At 72.3% G+C, this 22,396-nt stretch carries 19 protein-coding genes; 5 read left to right on the forward strand and 14 right to left on the reverse strand.

The window, feature by feature from the left end; all coding sequences use genetic code 11:
• Positions 1 to 37: 37 nt before the first annotated feature.
• Positions 38 to 1,045 (forward strand): LLM class flavin-dependent oxidoreductase, encoded by a 1,008-nt coding sequence (locus tag ACZ31C_RS15950; RefSeq protein ID WP_465795955.1) that lies wholly within the window; start codon positions 38 to 40, stop codon positions 1,043 to 1,045.
• Positions 1,046 to 1,271: 226 nt separating this feature from the next.
• On the opposite strand, the gene ACZ31C_RS15955 is transcribed toward ACZ31C_RS15950, so the two are convergent.
• A complete protein-coding gene (locus ACZ31C_RS15955; RefSeq protein WP_465795921.1) occupies positions 1,272 to 3,542 on the reverse strand; it encodes a rhamnogalacturonan lyase family protein in 2,271 nt (756 codons plus the stop codon).
• 224 nt (positions 3,543 to 3,766) lie between these two features.
• Here ACZ31C_RS15955 and ACZ31C_RS15960 point away from each other — a divergent pair, with 224 nt between their 5' ends.
• Positions 3,767 to 5,185: a pyridoxal-dependent decarboxylase gene (locus ACZ31C_RS15960; protein WP_465795922.1), complete on the forward strand. Its 1,419-nt coding sequence runs from the start codon at positions 3,767 to 3,769 to the stop codon at positions 5,183 to 5,185.
• 141 nt (positions 5,186 to 5,326) lie between these two features.
• Here the strand turns inward: ACZ31C_RS15960 and ACZ31C_RS15965 are convergent, their stop codons facing one another.
• The 5 genes from ACZ31C_RS15965 to ACZ31C_RS15985 form a co-directional block, all read right to left on the reverse strand.
• Entirely contained in the window at positions 5,327 to 6,304 is a 978-nt protein-coding gene (locus ACZ31C_RS15965) for a sulfite exporter TauE/SafE family protein (RefSeq protein ID WP_465795923.1), read from the reverse strand.
• Between the two features lie 246 nt (positions 6,305 to 6,550).
• Complete coding sequence (locus ACZ31C_RS15970) at positions 6,551 to 7,012, reverse strand: RrF2 family transcriptional regulator (protein WP_350696461.1); 462 nt, start codon at positions 7,010 to 7,012, stop codon at positions 6,551 to 6,553.
• A gap of 59 nt (positions 7,013 to 7,071) precedes the next feature.
• Positions 7,072 to 7,959 carry an acyl-CoA thioesterase gene (locus ACZ31C_RS15975; RefSeq protein ID WP_449946691.1) on the reverse strand — a complete coding sequence of 296 codons (888 nt, stop codon included), beginning with the start codon at positions 7,957 to 7,959 and terminating at the stop codon, positions 7,072 to 7,074.
• Positions 7,956 to 9,404 carry a pyruvate kinase gene (gene pyk / locus ACZ31C_RS15980; RefSeq protein ID WP_396742757.1) on the reverse strand — a complete coding sequence of 483 codons (1,449 nt, stop codon included), beginning with the start codon at positions 9,402 to 9,404 and terminating at the stop codon, positions 7,956 to 7,958. Before pyk ends, ACZ31C_RS15975 begins: the two co-directional genes overlap by 4 nt.
• Before the next feature lie 253 nt (positions 9,405 to 9,657).
• Positions 9,658 to 10,026 (reverse strand): YciI family protein, encoded by a 369-nt coding sequence (locus ACZ31C_RS15985; RefSeq protein ID WP_117227117.1) that lies wholly within the window; start codon positions 10,024 to 10,026, stop codon positions 9,658 to 9,660.
• A gap of 251 nt (positions 10,027 to 10,277) precedes the next feature.
• On the opposite strand from ACZ31C_RS15985, the gene ACZ31C_RS15990 reads away from it, so the two are divergent.
• Positions 10,278 to 11,150, forward strand: coding sequence for an aldo/keto reductase (locus ACZ31C_RS15990; RefSeq protein ID WP_465795924.1), 873 nt, complete (start codon positions 10,278 to 10,280; stop codon positions 11,148 to 11,150).
• Positions 11,151 to 11,197: 47 nt separating this feature from the next.
• Here the strand turns inward: ACZ31C_RS15990 and ACZ31C_RS15995 are convergent, their stop codons facing one another.
• Positions 11,198 to 12,097, reverse strand: a complete 900-nt coding sequence (locus ACZ31C_RS15995; protein ID WP_465795925.1) for an esterase/lipase family protein — start codon at positions 12,095 to 12,097, stop codon at positions 11,198 to 11,200.
• Positions 12,098 to 12,332: 235 nt separating this feature from the next.
• Entirely contained in the window at positions 12,333 to 13,142 is an 810-nt protein-coding gene (locus ACZ31C_RS16000; RefSeq protein ID WP_465795926.1) for a TerC family protein, read from the reverse strand.
• A gap of 149 nt (positions 13,143 to 13,291) precedes the next feature.
• Here ACZ31C_RS16000 and ACZ31C_RS16005 point away from each other — a divergent pair, with 149 nt between their 5' ends.
• Positions 13,292 to 14,644 (forward strand): pentapeptide repeat-containing protein, encoded by a 1,353-nt coding sequence (locus ACZ31C_RS16005; protein ID WP_465795927.1) that lies wholly within the window; start codon positions 13,292 to 13,294, stop codon positions 14,642 to 14,644.
• 116 nt (positions 14,645 to 14,760) lie between these two features.
• Here ACZ31C_RS16005 and ACZ31C_RS16010 read toward each other — a convergent pair whose 3' ends face one another.
• Positions 14,761 to 15,561 (reverse strand): aminotransferase class IV family protein, encoded by an 801-nt coding sequence (locus ACZ31C_RS16010; protein ID WP_465795928.1) that lies wholly within the window; start codon positions 15,559 to 15,561, stop codon positions 14,761 to 14,763.
• A 167-nt stretch (positions 15,562 to 15,728) separates the two neighbouring features.
• Between ACZ31C_RS16010 and ACZ31C_RS16015 the strand changes: the two genes are divergently transcribed.
• The gene (locus tag ACZ31C_RS16015) at positions 15,729 to 16,841 is read left to right on the forward strand and encodes a J domain-containing protein (RefSeq protein ID WP_465795929.1); all 1,113 of its coding nucleotides are present in this window, start codon (positions 15,729 to 15,731) and stop codon (positions 16,839 to 16,841) included.
• Positions 16,842 to 16,868: 27 nt separating this feature from the next.
• On the opposite strand, the gene ACZ31C_RS16020 is transcribed toward ACZ31C_RS16015, so the two are convergent.
• The 5 genes from ACZ31C_RS16020 to ACZ31C_RS16040 form a co-directional block, all read right to left on the reverse strand.
• Positions 16,869 to 17,291, reverse strand: a complete 423-nt coding sequence (locus tag ACZ31C_RS16020) for a hypothetical protein (protein WP_465795930.1) — start codon at positions 17,289 to 17,291, stop codon at positions 16,869 to 16,871.
• A gap of 24 nt (positions 17,292 to 17,315) precedes the next feature.
• Positions 17,316 to 17,579 (reverse strand): DUF6244 family protein, encoded by a 264-nt coding sequence (locus tag ACZ31C_RS16025; protein WP_350696440.1) that lies wholly within the window; start codon positions 17,577 to 17,579, stop codon positions 17,316 to 17,318.
• 327 nt (positions 17,580 to 17,906) lie between these two features.
• Positions 17,907 to 18,815, reverse strand: a complete 909-nt coding sequence (locus ACZ31C_RS16030; RefSeq protein WP_465795931.1) for a hypothetical protein — start codon at positions 18,813 to 18,815, stop codon at positions 17,907 to 17,909.
• A gap of 3 nt (positions 18,816 to 18,818) precedes the next feature.
• Positions 18,819 to 21,392: an FtsK/SpoIIIE domain-containing protein gene (locus ACZ31C_RS16035; protein WP_465795956.1), complete on the reverse strand. Its 2,574-nt coding sequence runs from the start codon at positions 21,390 to 21,392 to the stop codon at positions 18,819 to 18,821.
• A gap of 191 nt (positions 21,393 to 21,583) precedes the next feature.
• Positions 21,584 to 22,384 carry an SGNH/GDSL hydrolase family protein gene (locus ACZ31C_RS16040; protein ID WP_396742726.1) on the reverse strand — a complete coding sequence of 267 codons (801 nt, stop codon included), beginning with the start codon at positions 22,382 to 22,384 and terminating at the stop codon, positions 21,584 to 21,586.
• Positions 22,385 to 22,396: the final 12 nt, after the last annotated feature.

Below are 22,396 nucleotides of genomic sequence, written 5' to 3' on the forward strand. Positions count from 1 at the left end.
GGGAACAAAGGTGGCCTCCGGCGGGTTGGCCAGCCGTGTGATCGACGTACCGTTGTCTGTCCTCGACCTGGCCCCCGTCGCGGCCGGCGCCTCCGCGACCGAGGCGTTGCGGCACACCACCGAGTTGGCGCGGCGTACCGACGAGTGGGGCTACCGCCGGTTCTGGGTGGCCGAGCACCACAACATGCCGGCCATCGCGTCGTCGGCACCGGCGGTGCTGCTCGCGCATCTGGCCGCGCACACCGAGACCATCCGCCTCGGGTCGGGTGGGGTGATGTTGCCGAACCACGCGCCTTTGGTGGTCGCGGAGCAGTTCGGCACGTTGGAGGCGTTGCATCCGGGCCGCATCGACCTGGGTATCGGTCGCGCGCCCGGCACCGACCAGGTGACCGCGTTGGCGTTGCGCCGGACGATGGAGGGGTTGTCGGCGGAGGGTTTCCCCCGGGAGCTGGCCGACCTGATGGAGTACTTCAGTGCGGACGGGTCGGGGCCGATCACGGCCACCCCGGGGCGGGGGCAGCAGCCGGCGGTGTGGTTGCTCGGGTCCAGTGGGTTCAGTGCCCGACTGGCGGGTGCGCTGGGGCTGCCGTTCTCGTTCGCGCATCACTTCAGCGCGCAGAACACGCTGCCGGCGTTGGCGTTGTACCGGCAGAGTTTCCGGCCGTCGCAATGGTTGGAGCGGCCGTACGCGATGGTGGCGGTGAACGCAGTGTGTGCGGAGACCGACGAGCGTGCCGAGTGGTTGTCCGGGCCGGCGGGACTGTCGTTCCTGCGGCTGCGGTCGGGGCGGCCGGAGCCGCTCGCCTCACCGGAGGAGGCGGCGGCGTATCCGTACACGGATCTGGAGCGGGAGTTCGTGGTGCAGCGGCGGGAGGGTCAGGCGCTCGGTTCGCCGGAGACGGTCCGTCGGCAGTTGGGTGAGTTGCTGGCGCGGACCGGTGCGGACGAGTTGATGCTGACCGCGATGGTGTACGACGTGGCCGACCGGGTGCGCTCGTTCGAGCTGATCGCGACCGAGGTGGCCGGGGGGTTGCTGAGGCAGTAACGCAGGTCACAGCGGTTCGGCGGGCGTGAAACACGATCTTCACGAGAGCGTCACCCTCGCGACGCGGAGGCCGCTTAACTTTATTACCGGTGGTGGTACGGCACTCCCCGGTCGGGACGGGTCGGGGGTGCCGCGGTGTGGGGCACCGGGCTGCGATTGTGCGGATTCCGCGATCGCGGCCCGGTGCCTGTCCGTTTCTCTGCCTACCGCCTTCGCACCCTCGACGTCACCGCAGGTAGATGCGCGGTGCCGGCGGGGTGCTCATGCCGTCGCCGAGGAAGAAGCTCGGGTGCGGCGGCTGGTTGTAGGCGGTGTTCTGCCAGGCGACGGCCACCCGGTACTGCAGGTCGTGCATGAGGGTGGGCAGGCGGGTACCGGTCTGCGTGGGCGTGCTGTAGATCCGCAGGGCCCGATTGTCGCTGGTCCGCCAGACGACCTCCTCCCGCCAGTCGCCGAGGATGTCGCCGGCGAGCGCGGGCGTCGACTTGGTGCCGTTGTTCGAGGCCACGTCGCTGCCGGTGAGCAGGCGGGTGTCGCCGTTGGGGCCGTACTTGTCGATGCGGGTGGCGTCGAGCAGCTCGCGGACCGGGTCGCCGTCCCACCAGATCAGGAAGTTGGTGGAGGACGGTTTGCGGCCGACGTTCTGGCCTCGGGTGTTGCTCAGGCCGCTGACGGCGGACGACCAGGATTCGGCGCCGGGGCTGCCGGCCCAGATGTCACCGGCGACGCCCCGGCCGTTGTCGCCGGCAGCCGGGGTGGACCAGATGCGCTGTCCGGTGCGGGCGTCGGCAAGGTAGGAGCTGGGCTGGCTGCCGCTCTCGTTGACCTTGAACACTTCCAGGCCAGGGCGGCTCGGGTCGAGGTCGCCGACGTGCATGGCGTCGCCGTGGCCGGTACCGGTGGAGTGCAGCAGGCGGCCGTTGTCGTCGATGGTGGCGGCGCCGTAGACAATCTCCTGTCGACCGTCGCCGTCGACATCGGCCACGGAGAGGTTGTGGTTGCCCTGGCCGGCGGCGGCGCCGTTGCCGGAGGCGTTGGAGTCGAAGGTCCAGCGCTTGGTCAGGCTGCCGTTGCGGAAGTCCCAGGCGGCGATCACCGCGCGGGTGTAGTAGCCCCGGGCCATGATCAGCGAGGGGCGCTGTCCGTCGAGGTAGGCGGTGGCGGCGAGGAACCGGTCCACCCGGTTGCCGTAGTTGTCGCCCCAGGAGGAGACGGTGCCGCGCGGCGGGTCGTAGGCCACGGTGGACAGGGCAGCGCCGGTGCGGCCGTCGAACATGGTCAGGTATTCGGAGCCGGCGAGCACGTATCCGCTGGAGTTGCGGTGGTCGGCACTGGCGTTGCCGATGACCTGGCCGGTGCCCGAGCGGGTGCCGTCGGCGGTCTTCATGGCCACCTCGGCGTCACCGTCGCCGTCGTAGTCGTACACCTGGAACTGGGTGTAGTGGGCGCCGGCCCGGATGTTGCGGCCCAGGTCGATGCGCCACAAACGGGTGCCGGTCAGGGTGTACGCGTCGACGTAGACGTTGCCGGTGTAGCCGGACTGCGCGTTGTCCTTGGCGTTGGAGGGGTCCCACTTGACGACGAACTCGTATCGGCCGTCGCCGTCGAGGTCGCCGACGCTGGCGTCGTTGGCGGCGTAGGTGTACGCCTCGCCGCTGGGCGTGGCGCCGCCCGGCGGGATCTGCAACGGCACGTCGAGGTAGCCGGCGGGGAACTGGAGCGCGGGCGCCGAGGCGGCCTGTTCGACGCCGCCGACGACGGCCCGCACGGTGTACGTGCTGCCGGCGGCGGCGCCGTTGTCCAGGTAGTTGGTGGCGCCGGTGATCGGGGTGGCGGTGACCCGGGTGCCGCCACGATAGAGGTGGAACGCCACGCCGGAGGTCTCGGTGCCCAGCAGCCGCCAGGAGACCAGGTTGCCGGCGCCTGCGCGGACGCTGACGAGTCCCCGATCGAGGTTCTCCGCCTGCATGGTGCCGGCCGGCGGGGTGGTGGGCGGCGGGGTCATCGGCGGTGGCGTGGTGGGCGGCGGTGGTGTGGTCGGGGTGGGCGTGACGGGCGGGAGCGTGGTGGTCGGCGGGGTCGTGCCGCCGGTGCAGGTGGTGCCGTTGACGGCGAAGACGGTCGGCGCGGGGTTGCTGCCGGACCAGGAGCCGTTGAAGCCGAAGGCGGTGCTGGCTCCGGTGCCGAGCGCGGCGTTGTAGTCCACGTTGCGGGCGGTGACCTGGGTGCCGGACTGGCTGACGGTGGCGTTCCAGGCCTGGCTGACCTGCTGACCGGCGGGCCAGGTCCAGGTGACGGTCCAGCCGGTGAGCGGGTCGCCGAGGTTGGTCACCGTGACGTCGGCGCCGAAGCCGCCGGACCACTGGTTGGTGACCCGGTAGTCGACGCGGCAGCCGGCGGCCGCGGCGGAGGCGGTGAGGGTGGTCAACCCTCCGGCCGCGACGATGGTGGCGGTGGCCGTGGCCAGCAGAGCGGCCCGGCGGGTGGTGCGAGGCATGGTCGTCCCTCCGAAGGAGGTCACGCGCGGTCTACGCCCGTGCGCCGGCGTGCCCGGTCCGGCGGTGGCGTGCCGCGCTGATAGGCAGAGATCCCGACGTATCGACGTCGGTACACGCGGCCCCGCGCAGCTGCGATGCTAGGGCAAGCGCTTTCTCGGCACAATCGGTCCGGATGCTTGCCACCACGCCCGCTTCTTGATCGACTCGCGGTATGGCAGGGCACATGACACCCGACGAGTTCCGTCAGGCCGGATACGCGGTCGTCGACTGGATCGCCGACTACTGGGCCACCCTCGACAAACGTCCGGTCACCTCGCCGGACCCGCCCGGCACCGTCGCCGCCCGGCTACCGGCCGGACCGCCCAGCCACGGCGAGCCCGTGGAGGCACTCCTCGCAGACCTGGACTCGCTGGTGACGCCCGGGCTCACCCACTGGCAGCACCCCGGCTTCTTCGGCTACTTCCCGGCCAACACCAGCGGACCCAGCGTGCTGGGCGACATGGTCAGCGCCGGGCTCGGCGTGCAGGGGATGCTCTGGGCCACCGGCCCGGCCTGCACCGAGATGGAGACGGTGCTGCTCGACTGGCTGGCCGACCTGATGGACCTGCCGCAGAGGTTCCGCTCCACCGGCCCCGGCGGCGGGGTCATCCAGGACTCCGCCTCCTCCGCCACGCTGGTGGCCACCCTGGTGGCGGTGCACCGGGCCGCGCGGGGACGGTGGCGGCAGGTCGGCGTGGACCGGCGGTACCGGGTCTACACCTCCACCGAGGGGCACTCCTCTGTGGAGAAGGCGGCCCGCATCGCCGGGCTCGGCGCCGACGGCGTACAGCTGATCGAGGTGGACCCGGACACCTGGGCCATGTCGGCGTCGGCGCTGCGCGCCGCGATCGAGGCGGACATCGCCGCCGGGGTGACTCCCGCCCTGGTGGTGGCGACCGTCGGCACCACCTCCACCACCGCCGTGGACCCGTTGCCGCAGATCGGGCCGATCTGCGCCGAGCACGGCGTCTTCCTGCACGTCGACGCCGCGTACGCGGGCTCCGCCGCGGTCTGCCCCGAACTGCGGTTCGGCCACGACGGGCTGGAGTACGCCGACTCCTACTGCTTCGACCCGCACAAGTGGTTGCTGACCGGCTTCGACTGTGACGCGTTCTGGGTGGCCGATGCCGGTGAGCTGGTCGAGGCGTTGACCGTGCTGCCCGAGTACCTGCGCAACGCGGCCACCGAATCCGGCGCGGTGATCGACTACCGGGACTGGCAGGTGCCGCTGGGCCGGCGCTTCCGCGCGCTCAAGCTGTGGTTCGTGCTGCGCTGGTACGGCATCGAGGGACTACGGGCGCACATCCGCAGCGGTGTCGCCCTGGCCGCCCGCTTCGCCGACCGGGTACGCGCCGACGACCGCTTCGAACTGGTCACCGGGCACCCGTACGCCCTGGTCTGTTTCCGGCTGCGCGGCGACGACGGACCGAACGAGCGGCTGCTGGCGGCGGTGAACGCCACCGGTCGTGCCTATCTGACGCACACCCGGGTCGCCGGCCGGTACACGCTGCGGCTGGCCGTCGGTGCGCCGCAGACCACCGAGGTCCACGTGGACGAGGCGTGGAAGCTGATCTCGCAGGCCGCACGTTTCGCCGCCGACTGACTCACCGGCGTCGGGCCGACCCGGCGCGGGCAGACCCTCGGCGATCCGGTGGTAAGGAAGGGCCCCGTACTAACGCCTCGTGTATAGGAAGGGTCCCTTCCTTACGGTCGGGGCGTGCGGCCGGGGACAACGGGCGGGCGGTCAGCGGTCCGCGCCGGAGAGGGCACGGGTGCTGCCCTCAGCCTCGGTCGGCGTGGCGTCCGCCTCGGCGGGCGACGCGGCACCGTCGACCGGTGCGGTGGCCGCCGCGAGCGCCTCCTCGCGGCGGGTCCGCCGCAGCACCCGCACCGCCAGCACCAGCGCGGCCACCCAGCCGGCGGCCAGCAGCACGTAGACCACCACCGGCACGGCGCTGGGCAGCTCGGCGGCGCCCAGCAGGACGCGGGCGTTGGTCAGCACGATCACGCCGCCGACGGCCGCGCCGAGCATCTGGGCCGGGATGATCCGCACCAGGTAGGCCGCGATCGGCGCGGCGATCAGACCACCGGCGAGCAGGGCGAGCACGATCGGCAGCAGGAAGCCTTCGGTGCCGAGGCCGATCAGGAAGCCGAGGCTGGCCGAGGAGGCGACGACGAACTCGGACGTGTCCACCGAGCCGATCACCTTGCGCGGCTCCATCCGCCCGGACGCCAGCAGGGCCGGCGTGGCGACCGGGCCCCATCCGCCGCCGCCGGTGGCGTCGACGAAACCGGCGACCAACCCGAGCGGGCCGAGGAAGCGCCCGCGCAGCCGGCCCGCGGCCGGGTTGCGGCGCAGCGGCCGGGAGAACCGGACGAGCAGGTACGCGCCGAGGGTGAACAGGATCGCGGCCATCCAGGGGGCGGCCGAGTCGGTGGAGAGCCAACTGAGGAAGGTGGCCCCGGCGAACGCGCCGATCGCGCCCGGCAGGGCGATGCGGCGTACCACCCGCCAGTCGACGTTGCCGAACCGCCAGTGCGCCGCTCCGGAGGCGAGCGTGGTGCCGATCTCGGCCAGGTGCACCGAGGCGGACGCCGCAGCCGGCGCGATGCCGACCACCAGCAGCAGGGTCGTGGACGTCAGTCCGTAGGCCATGCCGAGCGCACCGTCGACCAGCTGCGCGGCCAGCCCGACCAGTGCGATGACGAGCAACTTGCGCACGGACGCCCCCTACTTTTCGGCATCTCCTATCAACTTGGTCGAGAATGCGGTACGCAGTGCCCTCCGGTCAACCCCCTGATCGGTCAGTGAGACGACGCACGGACGTCACACCCCGGACCGCGCGCGTGATCGTGGCAGTGCACCTGCACGACACGCCGGGCCGGGACCACCTATGCCGCCACGGTCAGGGCCGTCGGCTTCCCCGGTGGGCGGGATCAGGGCCGTCGGCTCCCCTGATGGGCGGGATCAGGTCCAGGCGCGCGGGTCGGCGACCAGCTTGGTGACCTGCTCGGGCAGGGTGCCCTGGGCCACGTCGGCCACGGTGACCAGTTCCAGGATCTGGCGTTCGCTGGCGCGCAGGGCGATCCAGACGTCCTGCAGGGCGCGGGCCGCGCCGTGGTAGCCGAGTTGTTCGGGGCGCTGGCCACGGATGTGGGCCAGTGGTCCGTCGATCACCCGGATCACCTCGGCCAGGGAGATCTCCTCGGCCGGACGGGCCAGCCAGTAGCCGCCCTCCGGTCCCCGCTGTGCCTGTACGATGCCGCCCCGGCGCATCTGCAGCAGGATGCTCTCCAGGAATTTCGGAGGGATCTCCTGGGCGCGGGCGATCTGGTCGGCGGTCACCGGGCGACCGCGCCCGGCCCCGGTCACCGAGGCCAGCTCGGTGACCGCGCGGAGGGCGTAGTCCACCCGAGCGGAGAGTCGCATGCCGGACAGGTTAGCGGGCCGCCCGATCCGGCCGGACGATCACCCCTTGACCGATCGGTTTACTCCCCCACCCGGCGCAGCAGACCCTCCTGCACGACGCTGGCGATGTGCCGACCGTCGACGGTGAACAACTGGCCGGTGGCCAGACCGCGCGCACCGGAGGCGGACGGGCTGCCACAGTCGTAGAGGAACCACTCGTCGGCGCGGAACGGGCGGTGGAACCACAGGGCGTGGTCCAGGCTCGCCCCGACCACCCCGCCCGGCCCCCACACCTCACCGTGCACGGAGAGCACCGAGTCGAGCAGGGTCAGGTCGGAGGCGTACGTGAGGGCGCAGGCGTGCAGCAGCGGATCGTCGGGGAGCTTGCCGTCGATCCGCATCCACACCCGCTGGTGCTTCTCCGCCGGGCGGTCGCCGGGGCGTACCCAACCGGGTTCGCCGACGTACCGCACGTCGATCGGGCGCGGGATCTGCCCCCAGATGCCGAGCCGTTCCGGATAGCGGGCCAGCCGGTCGGACATCGTCGGCACGTCCTGTGGGGCGGGCACGTCCGGCGGGACCGGGGTCTGGTGGTCGAGCCCCTCCTCGTGCCGCTGGAACGAGGCGGACATGAAGAAGATCGGCTTGCCGTGTTGCAGGGCGACCGAGCGGCGCACCGAGAAGGACCGGCCGTCGCGGATGTTCTCCACCTCGTACGCGATCGGCTCGGCCGGATCCCCGGCCCGGACGAAGTAGCCGTGCAGCGAGTGGACCACCCGGTCCGGGGCGACGGTGCGCCCGGCCGCGACCAGTGCCTGGCCGGCGACCTGACCGCCATAGACCCGCTGCGGGCCGACCGGAGGACTCATCCCCCGGAACGACATGGTGCCCGTCGACTCCAGGTCGAGCACCTCCAACAACTGGTCGACGGCGGCCTGGCCGACGATGGTCCCCTCGCCGTCGGTCACTGCAACGCCCTCGCGGTGGCGGCGTCGACGAGCGATCCGAGCTGGTGCACCCGCAGCGTGTTGGTCGAGCCGGGGCTGCCGGGCGGGCTGCCCGCCACGACCACCACCAGGTCACCGGGGTTGCCCCGGTTGAGTCCGAGCAGCGCCTGGTCGACCTGCCGGAACATGTCGTCGGTGTGCTGGACGAACGGCATCAGGAAGGTCTCCACGCCCCAGCAGAGGGCGAGCTGCTGGCGCACCTCGGGGACCGGGGTGAAGGCCAGCAGCGGCAGGTCGCAGTGCAGCCGGCTGAGTCGACGCACGGTATCACCGGTCTGCGAGAACGCGACCAGCGCCTTCGCCCCGATGGCCCGGGCGATGGAGGAGGCGGCGACGGTGAGCGCCCCGCCGTGCGTACGCGGGTCGTGCTGGAGCCGGGGCACGGCGATGGACCCGGCCTCGGTGGTGGTGACGATCTTGGCCATGGTGCTGACCGTGAGCACCGGGTACTTGCCGACGCTGGTCTCGCCGGAGAGCATCACCGCGTCGGCGCCGTCGAGCACGGCGTTGGCCACGTCGGAGGCCTCCGCGCGGGTCGGCCGCGAGTTCTCGATCATCGAGTCGAGCATCTGGGTGGCCACGATGACCGGCTTGGCGTTCTCGCGGCAGAGCTGCACGGCGCGCTTCTGCACCAGCGGGACCTCGTCCAGCGGCAGCTCCACGCCGAGGTCGCCACGGGCGACCATGACCCCGTCGAAGGCCAGCACGATCGCTTCCAGGTGGTCGACGGCCTCCGGCTTCTCGACCTTGGCGAGTACGGGCCGGTGCACACCGACCTCACTCATGATCGAGTGGCAGAGCTTGATGTCGTCGGCGGAGCGGACGAACGAGAGCGCCACCAGGTCGACACCGAGACCGAGCGCGAACCGCAGGTCGGCGGCGTCCTTCTCGGAGAGGGCCGGCACGCTGACCGCGACGTTGGGCAGCGAGACGCCCTTGTTGTTGCTGACCGGCCCGCCCTCGGTGACCAGCACCCGGATGTCGTTGCCGGTCACGTCGGTGACCTCGACGGCGACCCGGCCGTCGTCGATCAGCAGCCGGTCTCCGGGCTTGACCTCCTGCGGAAGGCGGCGGTACGTGCAGGAGACGCGCTCCTTGCTGCCCAGGATCTCGTCGCCGGTGATCACGACGGAGTCGCCGGTACGCCACTCGTGCGGCCCGTCGGCGAACCGGCCCAGCCGGATCTTCGGTCCCTGCAGGTCGGCCAGGATCGCTACCGGCTGACCGGTCGCCTCGGCTGCCTCCCGGACGAGCCGATAGACGGCCTCGTGGTCGGCGTGGCTGCCGTGGCTGAAGTTGAGCCTCGCCACATTCATGCCGGCCTCGACGAGCCCACGGATGCGCTCGGGCGACGAGGTGGCGGGGCCAAGAGTGCAGACGATCTTCGCGCGGCGTGTCACGCCCATCAGGCTAGTCTCTCCTCCAGGTCGGACCACGGGCCGACCCCTTGCGCATGGCGGAACGAATGTCCAACGCTGCGCGCCGTACGCGCGCAGCCGGCGGGCGAAGCCGCACCGGACGTCAACGGCGGGCAACAGCGACCGCGCGCCGGAATGGTACGCCCCTGACACCAATGGGCGACGAGGCGCTCCACTTCAGTGACCGAGGGTGCTCGCGACATCACTGCACGAAGATCGTCCGCCGAATCCCGTCCCCGCCTCAGCTTTCTGTCTTGGCCAGCGGAAACTCCAACGAGCCCGCCGGGCAGAGGAAGGTCATCACGTCCACCCGGTAGAGCTCGGCCTGCACGGCCGGGTCGGCCTCCATCACGCTGCGTACGTCGTCCACGGAGCCGGTGCGCGCCAGCCCGAATCCGAGCGGCGGGTCCGGTTCCCGGGCGTCGTTGCCGTCCACCGCGCCGGCCACCAGGATGATCCCCCGGCGCTGCAACGCCGCCATGTGCTCGGCGTGCTCGGCCTGGAGACGCTGGATGGTCTCGGCCGGCAACGCCCGCCCGGCGGCACCCGGATACAGCACGATGCACTCGAACGTGTCGAGCGCGAAGTCCACCCGCGGCTCTCCTGCCATCACGTTCCTTTCCGCAGCTCACCCGCGCGCTGCGGCGGCACGCACGGCGGTACTCCCGAGCGTCTCACGCCACCGGTGACCCGCACCGGCAGCTCATCGGATTCCACCCGGCCGTGCCGGTTGATCAACATGGTCGGGACGGGCCACGATCGGATACCCGCTCGCGGCGGTGTATCCGCCGCACCAGGGGAAAGGTGTATCCCAGGGCGACCAGCGCCGGTCACCGGCGAACGACACGATGGGAACGACGAATGGCGAGCGAGACCGACCCGCGACCCGCGAAGTCCTCCGGCACCTACCGCATCGGCGGTGAGCTGACCGTCGACCGGCTCGGCTACGGGGCCATGCAGATCACCGGCCCGGGCGTCTGGGGTGACCCGAAGGACCCGGCCGAGGCGGTCCGGGTGCTGCGCCGGGCGTACGAGCTGGGCGTCACCTTCATCGACACCGCCGACTCGTACGGACCGTTCGTCTCAGAGCTGTTGATCAAGGAGGCGCTGCACCCGTACGCCGACGATCTGGTCATCGCGACCAAGGCCGGCCTCACCCGCGGCGGCCCGGGCGTGTGGCGCCCGGTGGGTCGACCGGAGTATCTGCGCCAGCAGTGCGAGCTGAGCCTGCGCCACCTGGGCCTGGAGAGCATCGGGCTCTACCAGTTGCACCGCATCGACGCGAAGGTGCCGCTGGAGGACCAGCTCGGCGAGCTGGTCCTGCTGCGCCAGGAGGGCAAGATCCAGCACATCGGGCTCTCCGAGGTAAGCGTCGCGCAGGTCGAGGCGGCCCGCCGGATCGCGCCGATCGTCTCGGTGCAGAACCTCTACAACGTGGCCGACCGCAGCGCCGAGGAGGTGCTGACCTACTGCGAGACGAACGACATCGCGTTCATCCCGTGGTTCCCGATCGCCACCGGCGAGCTGGCCCGCCCCGGCGGACCGCTGGACGCCATCTCCACCGAGCACGGCGCGACGCCCGCCCAGCTCGCGCTCGCCTGGCTGCTGCGCCGCTCGCCGGTGATGCTGCCGATCCCCGGCACGTCGTCGGTGGCCCACCTGGAGGAGAACGTCGCCGCCGCCACCATAGAGCTGACCGACGCCGAGTACGAGTCCCTCTCCACCGCCACCTGACCCGGCTCCGCTCGTCCCGCCCGCGCGGGCGGGACGAGCGGAGAATGTCAGAGGGCCAGGCAGGCGGGGTTGACGGGTTGGTCGCGGAGGGCTTGGCGGATCACGGAGTACGTGGTGCCGTCGGCCACCAGACCGAGGTGCCCGACGACGCGGAGCGGACACCTGGACTGGATCAGCACGTTCGTCGCCCCGTCGGCCAGCGTGGCGTTGTCGACCGGGCGGACCAACTCGTCCTGCCAGGTACGCACGGTGGTCCAGCGGACCTGGCCGGGGGTGTCGTCACCGGCGTTGAGGGCGGCGAGGAACGGCGAGCCGATCGTCATCTGCTGGCAGGCGACCACTCCCGCACAACTGCCCAGGCCGAGGAAGGCCACGATGTTGGCGACGTACGTGCCGTACTGCGGGGTGCCCAGGCTGACGTAGCGTCCGACGGCGTCCCCGCCGCCCAGGTTCTTGATGTAGTAGCGGCTGACCAGGCCGCCTTCGGAGTGGGCGACCAGGTCGACCTTTGCCGCGCCGGTGCCGGCGCGGACCTGGCTGACGAAACTGCGCAGGCTTCCGGCGGACGCGGTGATGTCGCCGAGCCCGAGGTTCGGCAGCGGATAGATCCAGACGCGGTACCCGTCGGCGCGCAGTCGCGCGGCGAGCGGTTCGTAGACGGCGGCGAAACCGCTGAGCCCGCCGACGACGATGACCGGGTTGGCCCCGGCGAGGGCCCGCAGTCCGTCGGCGGCGGCGGGGACGGGGTCCTCGGAGACGGCACCGACCGAGGCAGCGCTTACGGGAGTGACGCCGGTGGGCCTGGCGGCTCCGGAGACGGTGGTGGCGGTCGCGTCCGCCGGTGTCGCCGAACCGTCGGGGACGGTGCGGGCGGCGGCTGCGGCGGGGAACGTCAGCACGGCGGTGAGGGCGAGGGCCAGGACGGGGACAGCCTTTCGGAGCAGCATCGCTGCACCTCCCAAGGGGGATCCCGGGGTTGCCGGGTGGAGGCGGTGGGGGTGTCCGATCGACCGTGCCTCGATGATGCGGGCCACAATCCGGAAACGTCAATGAAAAGTTACGCGCGGGTAGCGATCTCTTCGTCGCCACCGCACGAACACCGCGGAGAGCGGGGCACACCGCCGGACGGCGGACGCCGCACGCACCGACCGGGTGTGTGCGGCGTCCGAGTTGGTACGCGGGTCAGCCGGCCGGGGTCTTCTCCGGCTCGGGCTCGGCCTCGGGCCGCGCCTGACCGTTCTTGACGTACGTCGGGTGCAGTTGCACCGGCTGGTTCTCCTGACGGCGTCGCTGACGCGACCGGACCCGCAGGTTGAGGAACTCCACGAAGATCGAGAAGGCGATCGGGCCGTACACGTAGCCCTTCGGGATGTGCTGGTCGAGGCCCTCCGCGATCAGGCTGGCACCGATGATCAGCAGGAACGACAGGGCGAGCATCTTGACCGTCGGATGCTGGTTGACGAAGGTGCTCACCGCATTGACCGAGACCAACATGATGATCATTGCGATCACCACGGCGGCCACCATGATGGCGAGTTCGTCGACCATGCCGACCGCGGTGATCACCGAGTCGAGCGAGAAGACCACGTCCAGCACCAGGATCTGCGCGATGACCACACCGAACGAGGCGGCCTTCTTGCCCGACTTGGCGTGGTCGGATCCCTCCAGGTGCTCGTGGATCTCGTACGTCGCCTTGCCGACCAGGAACAACCCGCCGAGCAGCAGGATCAGGTCCCGCCCGGAGATCTCCTGTCCGAGCACGGTGAACAGCGGAGCGGTCAGGCCGATGATCCAGGACAACGAGGCCAGCAGGATCAGACGGGTGATCAGGGCGAGCGAGATGCCGATCATCCGGGCGCGGGCCTGCTGATGCTCAGGCAACCGGCCGGACAGGATCGAGATGAACACGACGTTGTCGATGCCCAGCACGATCTCCAGCAGGAGCAGGGTCGCGAACGCGATCCACAGCTCGGGACTGGTCAAGAATTCCATTCCATCCTCGACTTCCAGACCGCCGCCGGGTGGGCCCCCGGAGACATCGGCGGATCTGCGTACGCATGGCGTACCGTGCCGGAGGTTCCGCCGCAACCCCAGACGGGCGGCACCGGCGGGCGGCGCGATTCGATGGCATGCTGTGAGCCGTGCGCGGCACCTCGCCCCCCGACGAGCGTCTCCGGGTCATGCCCTGGTGGCTGATCCTGATCGGGCTGCTTGTGGCCGCCCTGCTCGGCTGGTGGGTGCTGGACTGGCTGCTCGGTGAGGCCGACCGGGCCGCTGCCCCGGACACCCGAGCCGGCCTGCGCATCGACGCGATCCGCACCGGACTGACCGTGGTCGCCGGCACCGGCGGCGGGCTGGCCCTGTTGCTCGCCGCCCGCCGACAGTGGATCAGCGAGCGGGCGCAACGACACCAGGAGACCGTCGCCGCCCGGGACCAGGAACACCGCGACCGGGTGCAGGCGCACGTCGAGGCGGTCGCCGAGGCCGGGCAGCGGCACCAGGAGAGTCAGGCCGACGCCGCCGCGTACGACGCCGCCGAGCGCCGACTCACCGAGCTGTACACCCGGGCCGTGGAGCTGCTCGGCAACGACAACGCGGCGGTACGCCTCGGTGGACTGCACGCCCTGGAACGCCTCGGTCAGGACAACCCGGCACAGCGCCCGACCATCGTGGCGGTGCTCTGCGCGTACCTGCGGATGCCGCCGCCGGACGACGACGCGCGCGAGTCGGAGGTACGCCGTACCGCGCAGCGGGTGGTGACCGCGCACCTGCGCGCGGACGGCGACGCGTTCTGGCCCGGTATGCGGCTGGACCTGACCGGCGCCCGCCTGCACGACCTCGACGCGTCCGGGTGCATCCTCGACGACGCCGACCTGACCGGTGCGACGTGCACCGGCGTCACCCGGTTACGCGGTGCCCGGCTCGGTGGTCGGCTGGTGCTCGCGGCCACCTTCGACGAGCTGGTGCTGGACGCGGTCACCGGCGACGCGGAGATCGTGCTGGACGACGCCCGGGTCACCGGTGGGCTGTACGCCGACGACGCCGAGTTCGGCGGGCGGGTCACCGCCCGGCACGCCACACTCGGCGAGACCTCCTGGCGCGGCGCCACGTTCCGCCGGTCGGTCACCTTCGACCACGCCACGTTCGGCGGCAGCGCGTTCTTCCCCCAGGCGTCGTTCCTCGGCGGACTGTCCATGGAGCACACTGCCTTCGGCGGCCACGTCGATTTCCGGAGCGCCCACTTCGCCGACCTGGCCCTGTTCCGCTGGACCGAGTTCGCCGCCGATGTCTGGTTCACCGGCGCCCACTTCCCCGGCACGGCGAACTTCGGTCGTGCCCGCTTCCACGGCCCGGTCAGCTTCGAGTCCGCCACGCTGGCCCACCGCCCCCGGGTCGACCGGGCCCGCGCGACGACGTCCGCCGCCCACGTCTGGCCCGACGGCACCACGGTCGCGCCCCTGGACGACGACTGGCTGCTGCTCACCGACCCGTGAACCGGGCCGAGCAGTTCGGCCTGGACTCCCCCACCCGCCCCCGCCCCACCCCCGACGCCATCGCCGTCGCCGTCGCCGTCGCCGGTGAGCAGGACCCCGTTCGTCATGCCCCTTCCTCACGGGGAGGTGAGCGGTTCGGCCCGGTAGGCCCGGTGCAGCAGGGACAGGAAGGACGGCGCGTCGGGCAGCGGCACCGCGTCGATCCGGTGCACCGCCACGCCCGGCGTCCACGAGTTCATCACCACGCACCCCGCCATGCCCGGCAGGTCGGCGACGGTGACCTCCTGCACGCGCTGCGGGACGCCGAGGCGGTCCACCTGGCGGCGGACGATGCCCATCGTGGTCCCGCCGAGCATCTCCGCGTCGGGCCACACCACCGACGTACCGTCCCAGAAGGCCAGGTTCCAGATCGTCCCCTCACTCAACCGGCCCCGCCGGTCGACGAAAGCGGCGTCGTCGGCACCTCGGGCCACGGCCTGACGGAGAAGATGCGTCTTGGCCACCTCGCCGACGTGTTTCACCTCCGGGAGGACCCGTTCGTACTCGACCGTCGCCAGCGTCAGCGGGCCCGGCGGCCCGGATGCCGCCGGCCCGGTCCGGACCAGCACCGCCAGCTCGTCGTCCGGAGCGGGCAGGGTGAACTCGCCTGCCGACGAGTACACGGTGGCCAGCAGCGAGACATCGTCCGGGCTCTGCGCCAGCGCCGCCCGCAGGTGGGCACGGACCCGGTCGTCGGGCACCACCCGACCGAACATCTGCGCCGAGGCGGACCGCAGCCGTTCCAGGTGCAGGTCGAGGCCTCGCACCTGTCCCCCGCGTACCTGCATGGCGGTGAAGTGCGCGTGGCCCGCGAAGGCCAGCGGCGCCAGGTCCTCAGCGGTCGCCGTCCGGCCCGCGTGACCACGACGCGTGCCCATCGGCCCGGATCGTGGCAGTGCAGCTGGCGCCGGCCCGGCGTGTCGAGCAGCTACAGTGCCACGCTCCTGCACGGTGGGGCGCAGGCGATTCGACGACCGCGCGAATCGACGGACACTGTTACCATCGCCGCAGCCAACGCTCCGCACTCGTGAAGACCGGCGAACACATGTCTCCTGACGGCCAGGATCCGTACCTCCTCCTCGGCGTCACCCGGCATTCGACGCCGGCACAGATTCGGGAGCGCTATCGCATTCTCGTGCAGGTCTGGCACCCGGACCGGCACCAGTCGAGTCCGGAGAATGTCCGCGCCGAGGCGACCCGGCAGATGCAGCAGATCAACGCCGCGTACAAACTGCTCCTCGACGGTCATGGTCGGGACAGCCGCGGAGAGCAGACCAGCAGTGGTGGCCGGACCAGCAGTGGTGGCGGAAACGGCGGTGGTGGCGGGACCGGTCAGCGCGAGACCTTCGAGCAGGAACAGGAGCGGCGCACACGGGAGCGCGACGCCTACGAACGGGACATGCGGGAACGCGAGGCCCGTAGGCGTGCCACCGAGGAACGGGAGGCGCGCGAGCGCGAGGCCGAGGAACGCGAGGCCCGCGATCGCGAGACGCGCGAGCGGGAACGGAAGGAACGCGAACGGGAGGCCCGCGAACGCCAGCATCCCTCGGCACGGTGGACACATCCGTCGTACGACCCGGCGGCACTACCGAAGTCACCGGCCATCCGGCCGATCACCGTGTCGCTGCCGAACGGCGAGGAAGGGTACACACTCCGGGCGTACGTCGACGACCAGAAAGAGCAGGCCCTCTTCCTCGGTGCCGACGGTGACCTGCTCCTGTTCCGGTCACCGGAATCGTTGCAGCGGTATCTGACCGAGCCCGGAGCCCACGAACTGGCCGCCGTACCCGGTTGGGACGACTTCATGAACTGGGCGCTCCGGACGGGGATGCGCGACGACGACGAGCAGTCGTACGACTTCGACCTGATCGTCTACAACCTGAGGTTCCCGATCACCGAATGGGTGCCGCGTCTGTTCATCGGCCACCGCGACCTCGTCCTGGAACTCGCGGAGGCGTTCGAGTGGGACGACGTACGCCGCCTGTTACGCGTGGGCTCGCCGCTTGACGAACTCGACGATCTGATGCGCGTGGCGGACCGGCCGCTCAGCGGGTGGAAGGCACGTCGCCAGCTCGGCCAACTCCAGTCTGGGCCCGTCAACCGTGCCTGGCGACAGGTGATCCGGCTCGTCGGAGCCCACGTCCGCTGGCTGCGGTGAGCACGTGCGGCCCGGCCGCCCCGGCGGTCACGTCACGTCGTCGGGGGCGACGCGTAGGGCCAGCGCGGTCGCCGCGAGCGCCTCGGCGAACTCCGGGGTCGTCAGCACGGTGACGGCGACACCGGGTTCGACCAGCCAGAACGCCTGCGCATCGTCGGTCAGCCCCGGGCCGTCCTCGTGCGCGAACTCGGTCAGCCGCCACTGCGCCGGATCACGCTCGTGATACTCGGCGAGGAAGTCGCGTACCGCGTCGAGGTCGGCGAGGCGCTCACCTCGCAGCACGTGGACGCGCAGGTCCACCTGGTGGCCGTCGGCCGTCGGCCGCTCCCAGAACCGGCTGGTGAGGCCCACGCCCTCCCACTCGCTGGCGAAGTCCGACACCTCGTCGCCGACACCGGGCGGCACGTGCCCGATGTGGAACCCGTCCACCGTCCCGCCGTCGCGGTCCACCCGCCACCTCCTTGATCGCCCCGGTCAGTTGCCCAGCGCGCGTACCTTGGTGATCGTCTCCTGGACGTGCTGCCGGGCCGGGCCACCGCCCTCGGCGGCCTGCGCGAGCGCCTGCCGGTACGAGTCGATCATCCCGATCAGCGGACCGGCGGCCACGCCCTGCAACGCGCCCGCGACGAGTTGCCGCGCCTCGGCAGCATCCTGGGCGGCGGCGGCCGTCTTCGCCTTCGCCTCATCCAGCTTCTGCGCGGCTGCCGCCAACCGGGCGATCATCTCCGCTGCGCTCACATGCCCTCCCCGGCTCGACCGCCCCCGCGACCACACAGGAGCGTACGAGATCCGTCCCCACACCGCGACCACCCGCACCGCGCACCCGGTTCACTGAGAGGTGGGTAGATCTGTTGTCGCTGGGACGACAACAGATCTACCCACCTCGAAGAAGACGAGTCGCGAGGCGCCCCGTCATGTCCGTCGGGCCTGCGACGCCGACTCGCCCCGCCAGCGATCCGTCGCTGCGCTCAGCTCGATAGCGCCCGCAGCACAGTTCCCACCGCGCCGCCCGCAATCGATCGCGCAGTGGGCCTGGCGGACGCCGGACCACACGCAGGGGCCGGGTCAGCGCAGCGCGCGGAACAGCAGCAGGTAGCCGCAGTAGGCGAGCGGCACGGCGAGGAAGCAGAGCAGGAAGCCCAGCAGCGGGTACCGGGGCGGTGTGGCGGCACCGCTGGCGGGCCGCCCCCACTTGCCGAGCACCAGCCAGGCGCCGATCAGGGCCGCTGCGGGCAGACCGGCGCACATCCAGGCGATCAGGGTGCCGAAGCCGACCGCACCGACGCCGGAGGCGAGCACCATCACCAGCATCAGCACCACGGCGACACCGGAGAAGCCGAGGTACACGGCGACCGCCCGAGCCATCGGCGACCAGCCCGGCAGCAGCACCGGCCGCTGGGCCAGCATCTCGGCCTGCTGGGCGTACCTGTCCGCCTCGTCCGCCCAGCGCCGCGCCAACTCCAGCTCCGTGGCCGGGTCGACCGTTCCGGCCCGCTGGGCCGGCACCCCCGCCTCCGTCGCGCTCACCGCCACCGGCAACGCCCGGTCCGTCTGCCCCGGCGACCCCGACGGTCCCCCGGACACCGGCTGGTGACCGGCGGCAGCCGGCGGCTCGGGCATCCCCGAGACCAACCCGGCACCCGGCGTGCCGAAGGCCGACGTGCCGCCCGACGGCCCGGAATCGGGCGAACCGGAGACCGGCACACCCGACACCTGCGCGGCACCCGGGGGCATCGGCGGGCCGGACCCGGGCGGGAAGCCCGGCGGCGGGACCGCGGTGCCCGGGTCCACGCCGATGGTGCGGCCGAGGTGGTCGAGGCGCTGGCCCTGGGCGAGCAGGCGTCGGTGCAGGTAGTCCACGGTGGCACCGAGGTGACGGTGTCGTTCGGTCTTGGCGGCGGTGTCCTGTTCACCGGCGCGCTGCTGTGCGGAGAGGTGCCGCAGCAGCGCGGCGTACTCGTCGAAGCTGGACACGCCTCACTCCTGCCCGTCGGGGGTGTGCCCGTCCCGGGCGAACGGCACGATCAACCGGACCCGCTGGTCGTGCCGGTCCACCAGCAGCGCCCGGTCGGCCCGGGGCGTGTACGCGAGGTCGTGCACGCCGAGGTGCAGACCGAGGTCGGCGCCGGGCACGTTCAACGCGACCAGGCAGGCCACGTCGTCGCGGTTCTGGGTGCCGCCGAGGTCGTCGGCGAGTCGACGCAGGCCACGCCACCAGCCGAGCAGGTGTACCCCGTGGCCGGGGCCCTGGCGCAGCAGGGTCCGCAGGTCGTCGTGGCCGGAGCGGAAGGTCGCCGGATCGGTCTCGGCGAGCCGTCCGGCGGCGGCGTCCACCCCGAACACCACCAGATAGGTACGCGCCGCAGCGACCGGTCCACCGGACGGCGCAGACGGGTCGGGCCCGCCGGCCCCGGGCACGCCGGGATCGGACGTCCCGGCGTCGGGAGTGGCGGCCCCGAGGGCGCCGATCCTGGCGCGCAGGGCGGCGGTGTCCAGCCGCTGCACCGGGTGCCCGGCGGCGGTGAGTTCGGCGGCGGTGTCGTCGGCGGCCGAGTCGGCGGCGGCGACCAGCGGGGCGAGCAGGAAGGTCGCCTCGCCGGGGGTGTGCTGCCGGGCGAGGCTCAGGGTCGCGGCGCGCAGCACCTCGGCACCGGTGGCCGAGGTGCCCACCACGGCCAGGTGTCGGCCGGGGGCGGTGTCCATGATGAACATGGCGGTGGTGCCGTCCACGTCGACCGTCCGGCCGACCAGCGCCAGGGGACGCCGCCCGCCGGGGCGTAGACCGGTGAAGGTGGCGTCGGCCTCGACGTGGGCGGTGTCGTACCCCCGGAACACCGAAGGCGGGCGCGCGCCGGGCGGACGGGCCTGCCACAGGTCGTGCCGCAGCCGGGTCAACTCGCCACCGGCGGCGTGCGCGTCGGGGAACCGGATCACGGTGTTCGCGCCGGGCGCGCCGGCGGCGGTGTTGACTACGGCCGAGCCGACCGGCAGGGTCGCCGCCGCATCGTTGAGCTGGTCGAGCACTCCCCCGCCGCCGGCCAGCGCCACCCGCAGCGCGAACTGACCGAAGACCGCCTCGGCCCGCCCGTAGAGGGCCTCGATCCCCGTCGTGCTCTGGCTGGCGAGCACCAGGTGTACGCCGTACGAGCGGCCCTTGCGGGCCAATTCCTCCAGCAGGTCCACCGATTCGCGGGCGAGCGGGTCGTTGGCGGCGAGCAGCACCTGGAACTCGTCGATCACGGCGACGATCCGGGGCACCGGCGTGTCGGCGGGCAGATCGGCGAGCTTGGTGACGCCGTGGCGTTTGAGTGCGGTGGCCCGCCGGTGCAGTTCGCGGCGCAGCTCGCGGAGTACGGCCACGCCGTACTCGCGGTCGCTCTCGATGCCGACGGCACGGGCGTGCGGCAACCACGACGGGTCGTGTCCGGTGGGGACGAACTCGGTGAAGCTCACCCCCTCCTTGAAGTCGAGGAGGTAGAGCTGCAACTCGGCCGGCGAGTAGCGGGCGGCCAGGCCGTAGAGCACGTCGAGCAGGAAGACCGTCTTGCCGGCGCCGGTGCGTCCGCCGACCAGCCAGTGCGGGGTGGCGTCGTCGAAGGCCATGCTGAACGGGTCGCGGCCGGCGCGGCCCACCACGGTACGCAGGCCGGCGCGGGCGGAGGCGGTCCAGCGCTGCCCGGGCAGCAGGTCGGCGAAGCTGACCGCCGCACCGCGCCGGGCGGCGTCGCCGAGGTGGGTGGCGAGGGCGGCGACCGAGGCCGGCGGCGCGTCGCCGTCCAGACGCACCGGGACGCTCAGCCCGCTGCCGTCGGCGCTGAACGGCGTTCCGGGCGGGTCACCGACCCGGGTCTGGTCGCCGGCCAGCCGCACCACGGTGGTGTGGCCCAGGGGTGGCGCGGACTCCCCCGGGCCGGTCGCCGGCCAGCCGGCCAGCAGGACGCAGACCGCTGCGGCGGGCCCGGCGTGGGTGAGCGCGGCGAGCCGGGCCGCCTCGCGGGGCGACGGGACGGACGCGGCGACCACCAGCAGGAGTTCCTGGTCGGGCCGGTCGGCGCGACGCGCGTCCCGGGCGTGCTGTTCGGCGGCGTCGAGCAGGGCGGTGACATCGGCGTCGGTGGTGGCCGGTGGGTCGATCACTCCGGCGTCGGCCAGGGGCCGCAGTGGTCCGAAGGTGGCACCGAGAGCGGCCGTGTCCAGCCCGGCGACCCGGACGCCGCCGGGCGCGGCGGTGGCCAGCAACCGCAGCACGAGTGCCCGCAGCAGGGCGGCCACGGCCGGGTCACGGGCGTCGGTGTCGACCGCCAGATGGTGCCCGGCACCGAGCGGCAGCAGCACCGGGAATCCGCCACCGGCGACGACCGCTTCGCCGACGCGTACCGGCACGGGCTGGTGCACCAGGGGCGTACCCGGGGTCGGGGTGGCCAACGCCGTGCCGACCCGGGCCAGCCGGGCCACCAGGTCGGTGTCGGCCGCCGGGGTGACCGGCACCGCGCCGCGCAGCGCGTCACGGGCGGAGTCGAGGTGGGCCTGGGCGGCCCGGTGGGCGGCCATCGCCTGCCCGTACGCCGACGCGAGCCTGCCCAACGTGTGCCCCTCCGCCGACGGCCGCCTGGTCCGCTGAAACCCTAACGGACAGCGGCGATCCGGGCACGGTCCCGTCGCGCTCGGGCGTGTGGTGAAAGGAAGGGTCCCCTGCTAACGCCTCGTGTATAGCAGGGGACCCTTCCTAACATCGCGAGCGGTCAGCCGGTGACCGCGTTGAGCGCCGGCAGGTACCCGTACCGGTAGCCGTCGGCGTTGGGGTGGTACGCCTCGATGACGCCCGTGACGTCGCGGATCCACGGCTGGGCGCCGCAGACCCCGTGGCCGGCGAAGGTGGGCCGGGTATCGGCGAAGGTGGCGCCGGCCGCGGCCGCCCGGTCGGCGGTCACCTCGGCGAGGACGTCGGCCGCCTCGTTGAGGATGGTGCGCTTGTAGGTGCTCATCGCCAGCAGCCCGCAGGACCGGGTCTCGAACAGACGCGGGTAGCCGAGCACGATCAGCCGTGCGTTCGGAGCGCGCTCGCGGATCGCGGCGTAGGTGCGGTCCAGCCGGGCCGGCAGGGTGCCGGTGGCGAACGCCTTGGCCTCGTTGACCGCGCTGGTGCAGGTGGAGGTGCTGCCGAACCGGCAACTGGTCATCACGTCGGCGAATCCGGCGTCGTTGCCGCCGACGGTGATGGTGACCATCGTGGTGGTGGCGCTGAGCGCGCCGAGTTGGTTGGCGAGCACGTCGGCGGTGACCGCGCCGCCGCAGGCCGGGAAGCGGAAGCTGGCCACCGCGTTGGCGGCGGCCCACAGTGGCGCGTACGACTTCTGGCTGCGTAGGCAGGTGGACAGGTCGTACGGGCCGGCGCCGACGCCGGAAGAGTACGAGTCGCCGAGCGCGACGTAGTGCACGGGTGCGGCGGCCTGGGCGGCGGTGGGGACGGCCAACGCGCCGAGGGTGGCGGTGGCGAGGGCGACCAGCGTGGCGAGGGCACGGGCCAGCGGACGGTGGGACATGACGGACCTCCA

The sequence above is a fragment of the Micromonospora sp. NPDC023869 genome, assembly GCF_055559695.1.

What these genes read in the sequence shown, in the direction of transcription:
- ACZ31C_RS15955 (WP_465795921.1), bottom strand. Translation starts at nt 3,542, where the DNA reads ATGCCTCGCACCACCCGCCGGGCCGCTCTGCTGGCCACGGCCACCGCC.
- ACZ31C_RS15960 (WP_465795922.1), top strand. Translation starts at nt 3,767, where the DNA reads ATGACACCCGACGAGTTCCGTCAGGCCGGATACGCGGTCGTCGACTGG.
- ACZ31C_RS15970 (WP_350696461.1), bottom strand. Translation starts at nt 7,012, where the DNA reads ATGCGACTCTCCGCTCGGGTGGACTACGCCCTCCGCGCGGTCACCGAG.
- pyk (WP_396742757.1), bottom strand. Translation starts at nt 9,404, where the DNA reads ATGGGCGTGACACGCCGCGCGAAGATCGTCTGCACTCTTGGCCCCGCC.
- ACZ31C_RS15985 (WP_117227117.1), bottom strand. Translation starts at nt 10,026, where the DNA reads ATGGCAGGAGAGCCGCGGGTGGACTTCGCGCTCGACACGTTCGAGTGC.
- ACZ31C_RS15990 (WP_465795924.1), top strand. Translation starts at nt 10,278, where the DNA reads ATGGCGAGCGAGACCGACCCGCGACCCGCGAAGTCCTCCGGCACCTAC.
- ACZ31C_RS15995 (WP_465795925.1), bottom strand. Translation starts at nt 12,097, where the DNA reads ATGCTGCTCCGAAAGGCTGTCCCCGTCCTGGCCCTCGCCCTCACCGCC.
- ACZ31C_RS16000 (WP_465795926.1), bottom strand. Translation starts at nt 13,142, where the DNA reads ATGGAATTCTTGACCAGTCCCGAGCTGTGGATCGCGTTCGCGACCCTG.
- ACZ31C_RS16010 (WP_465795928.1), bottom strand. Translation starts at nt 15,561, where the DNA reads ATGGGCACGCGTCGTGGTCACGCGGGCCGGACGGCGACCGCTGAGGAC.
- ACZ31C_RS16015 (WP_465795929.1), top strand. Translation starts at nt 15,729, where the DNA reads ATGTCTCCTGACGGCCAGGATCCGTACCTCCTCCTCGGCGTCACCCGG.
- ACZ31C_RS16035 (WP_465795956.1), bottom strand. Translation starts at nt 21,392, where the DNA reads ATGGCCGCCCACCGGGCCGCCCAGGCCCACCTCGACTCCGCCCGTGAC.
- ACZ31C_RS16040 (WP_396742726.1), bottom strand. Translation starts at nt 22,384, where the DNA reads ATGTCCCACCGTCCGCTGGCCCGTGCCCTCGCCACGCTGGTCGCCCTC.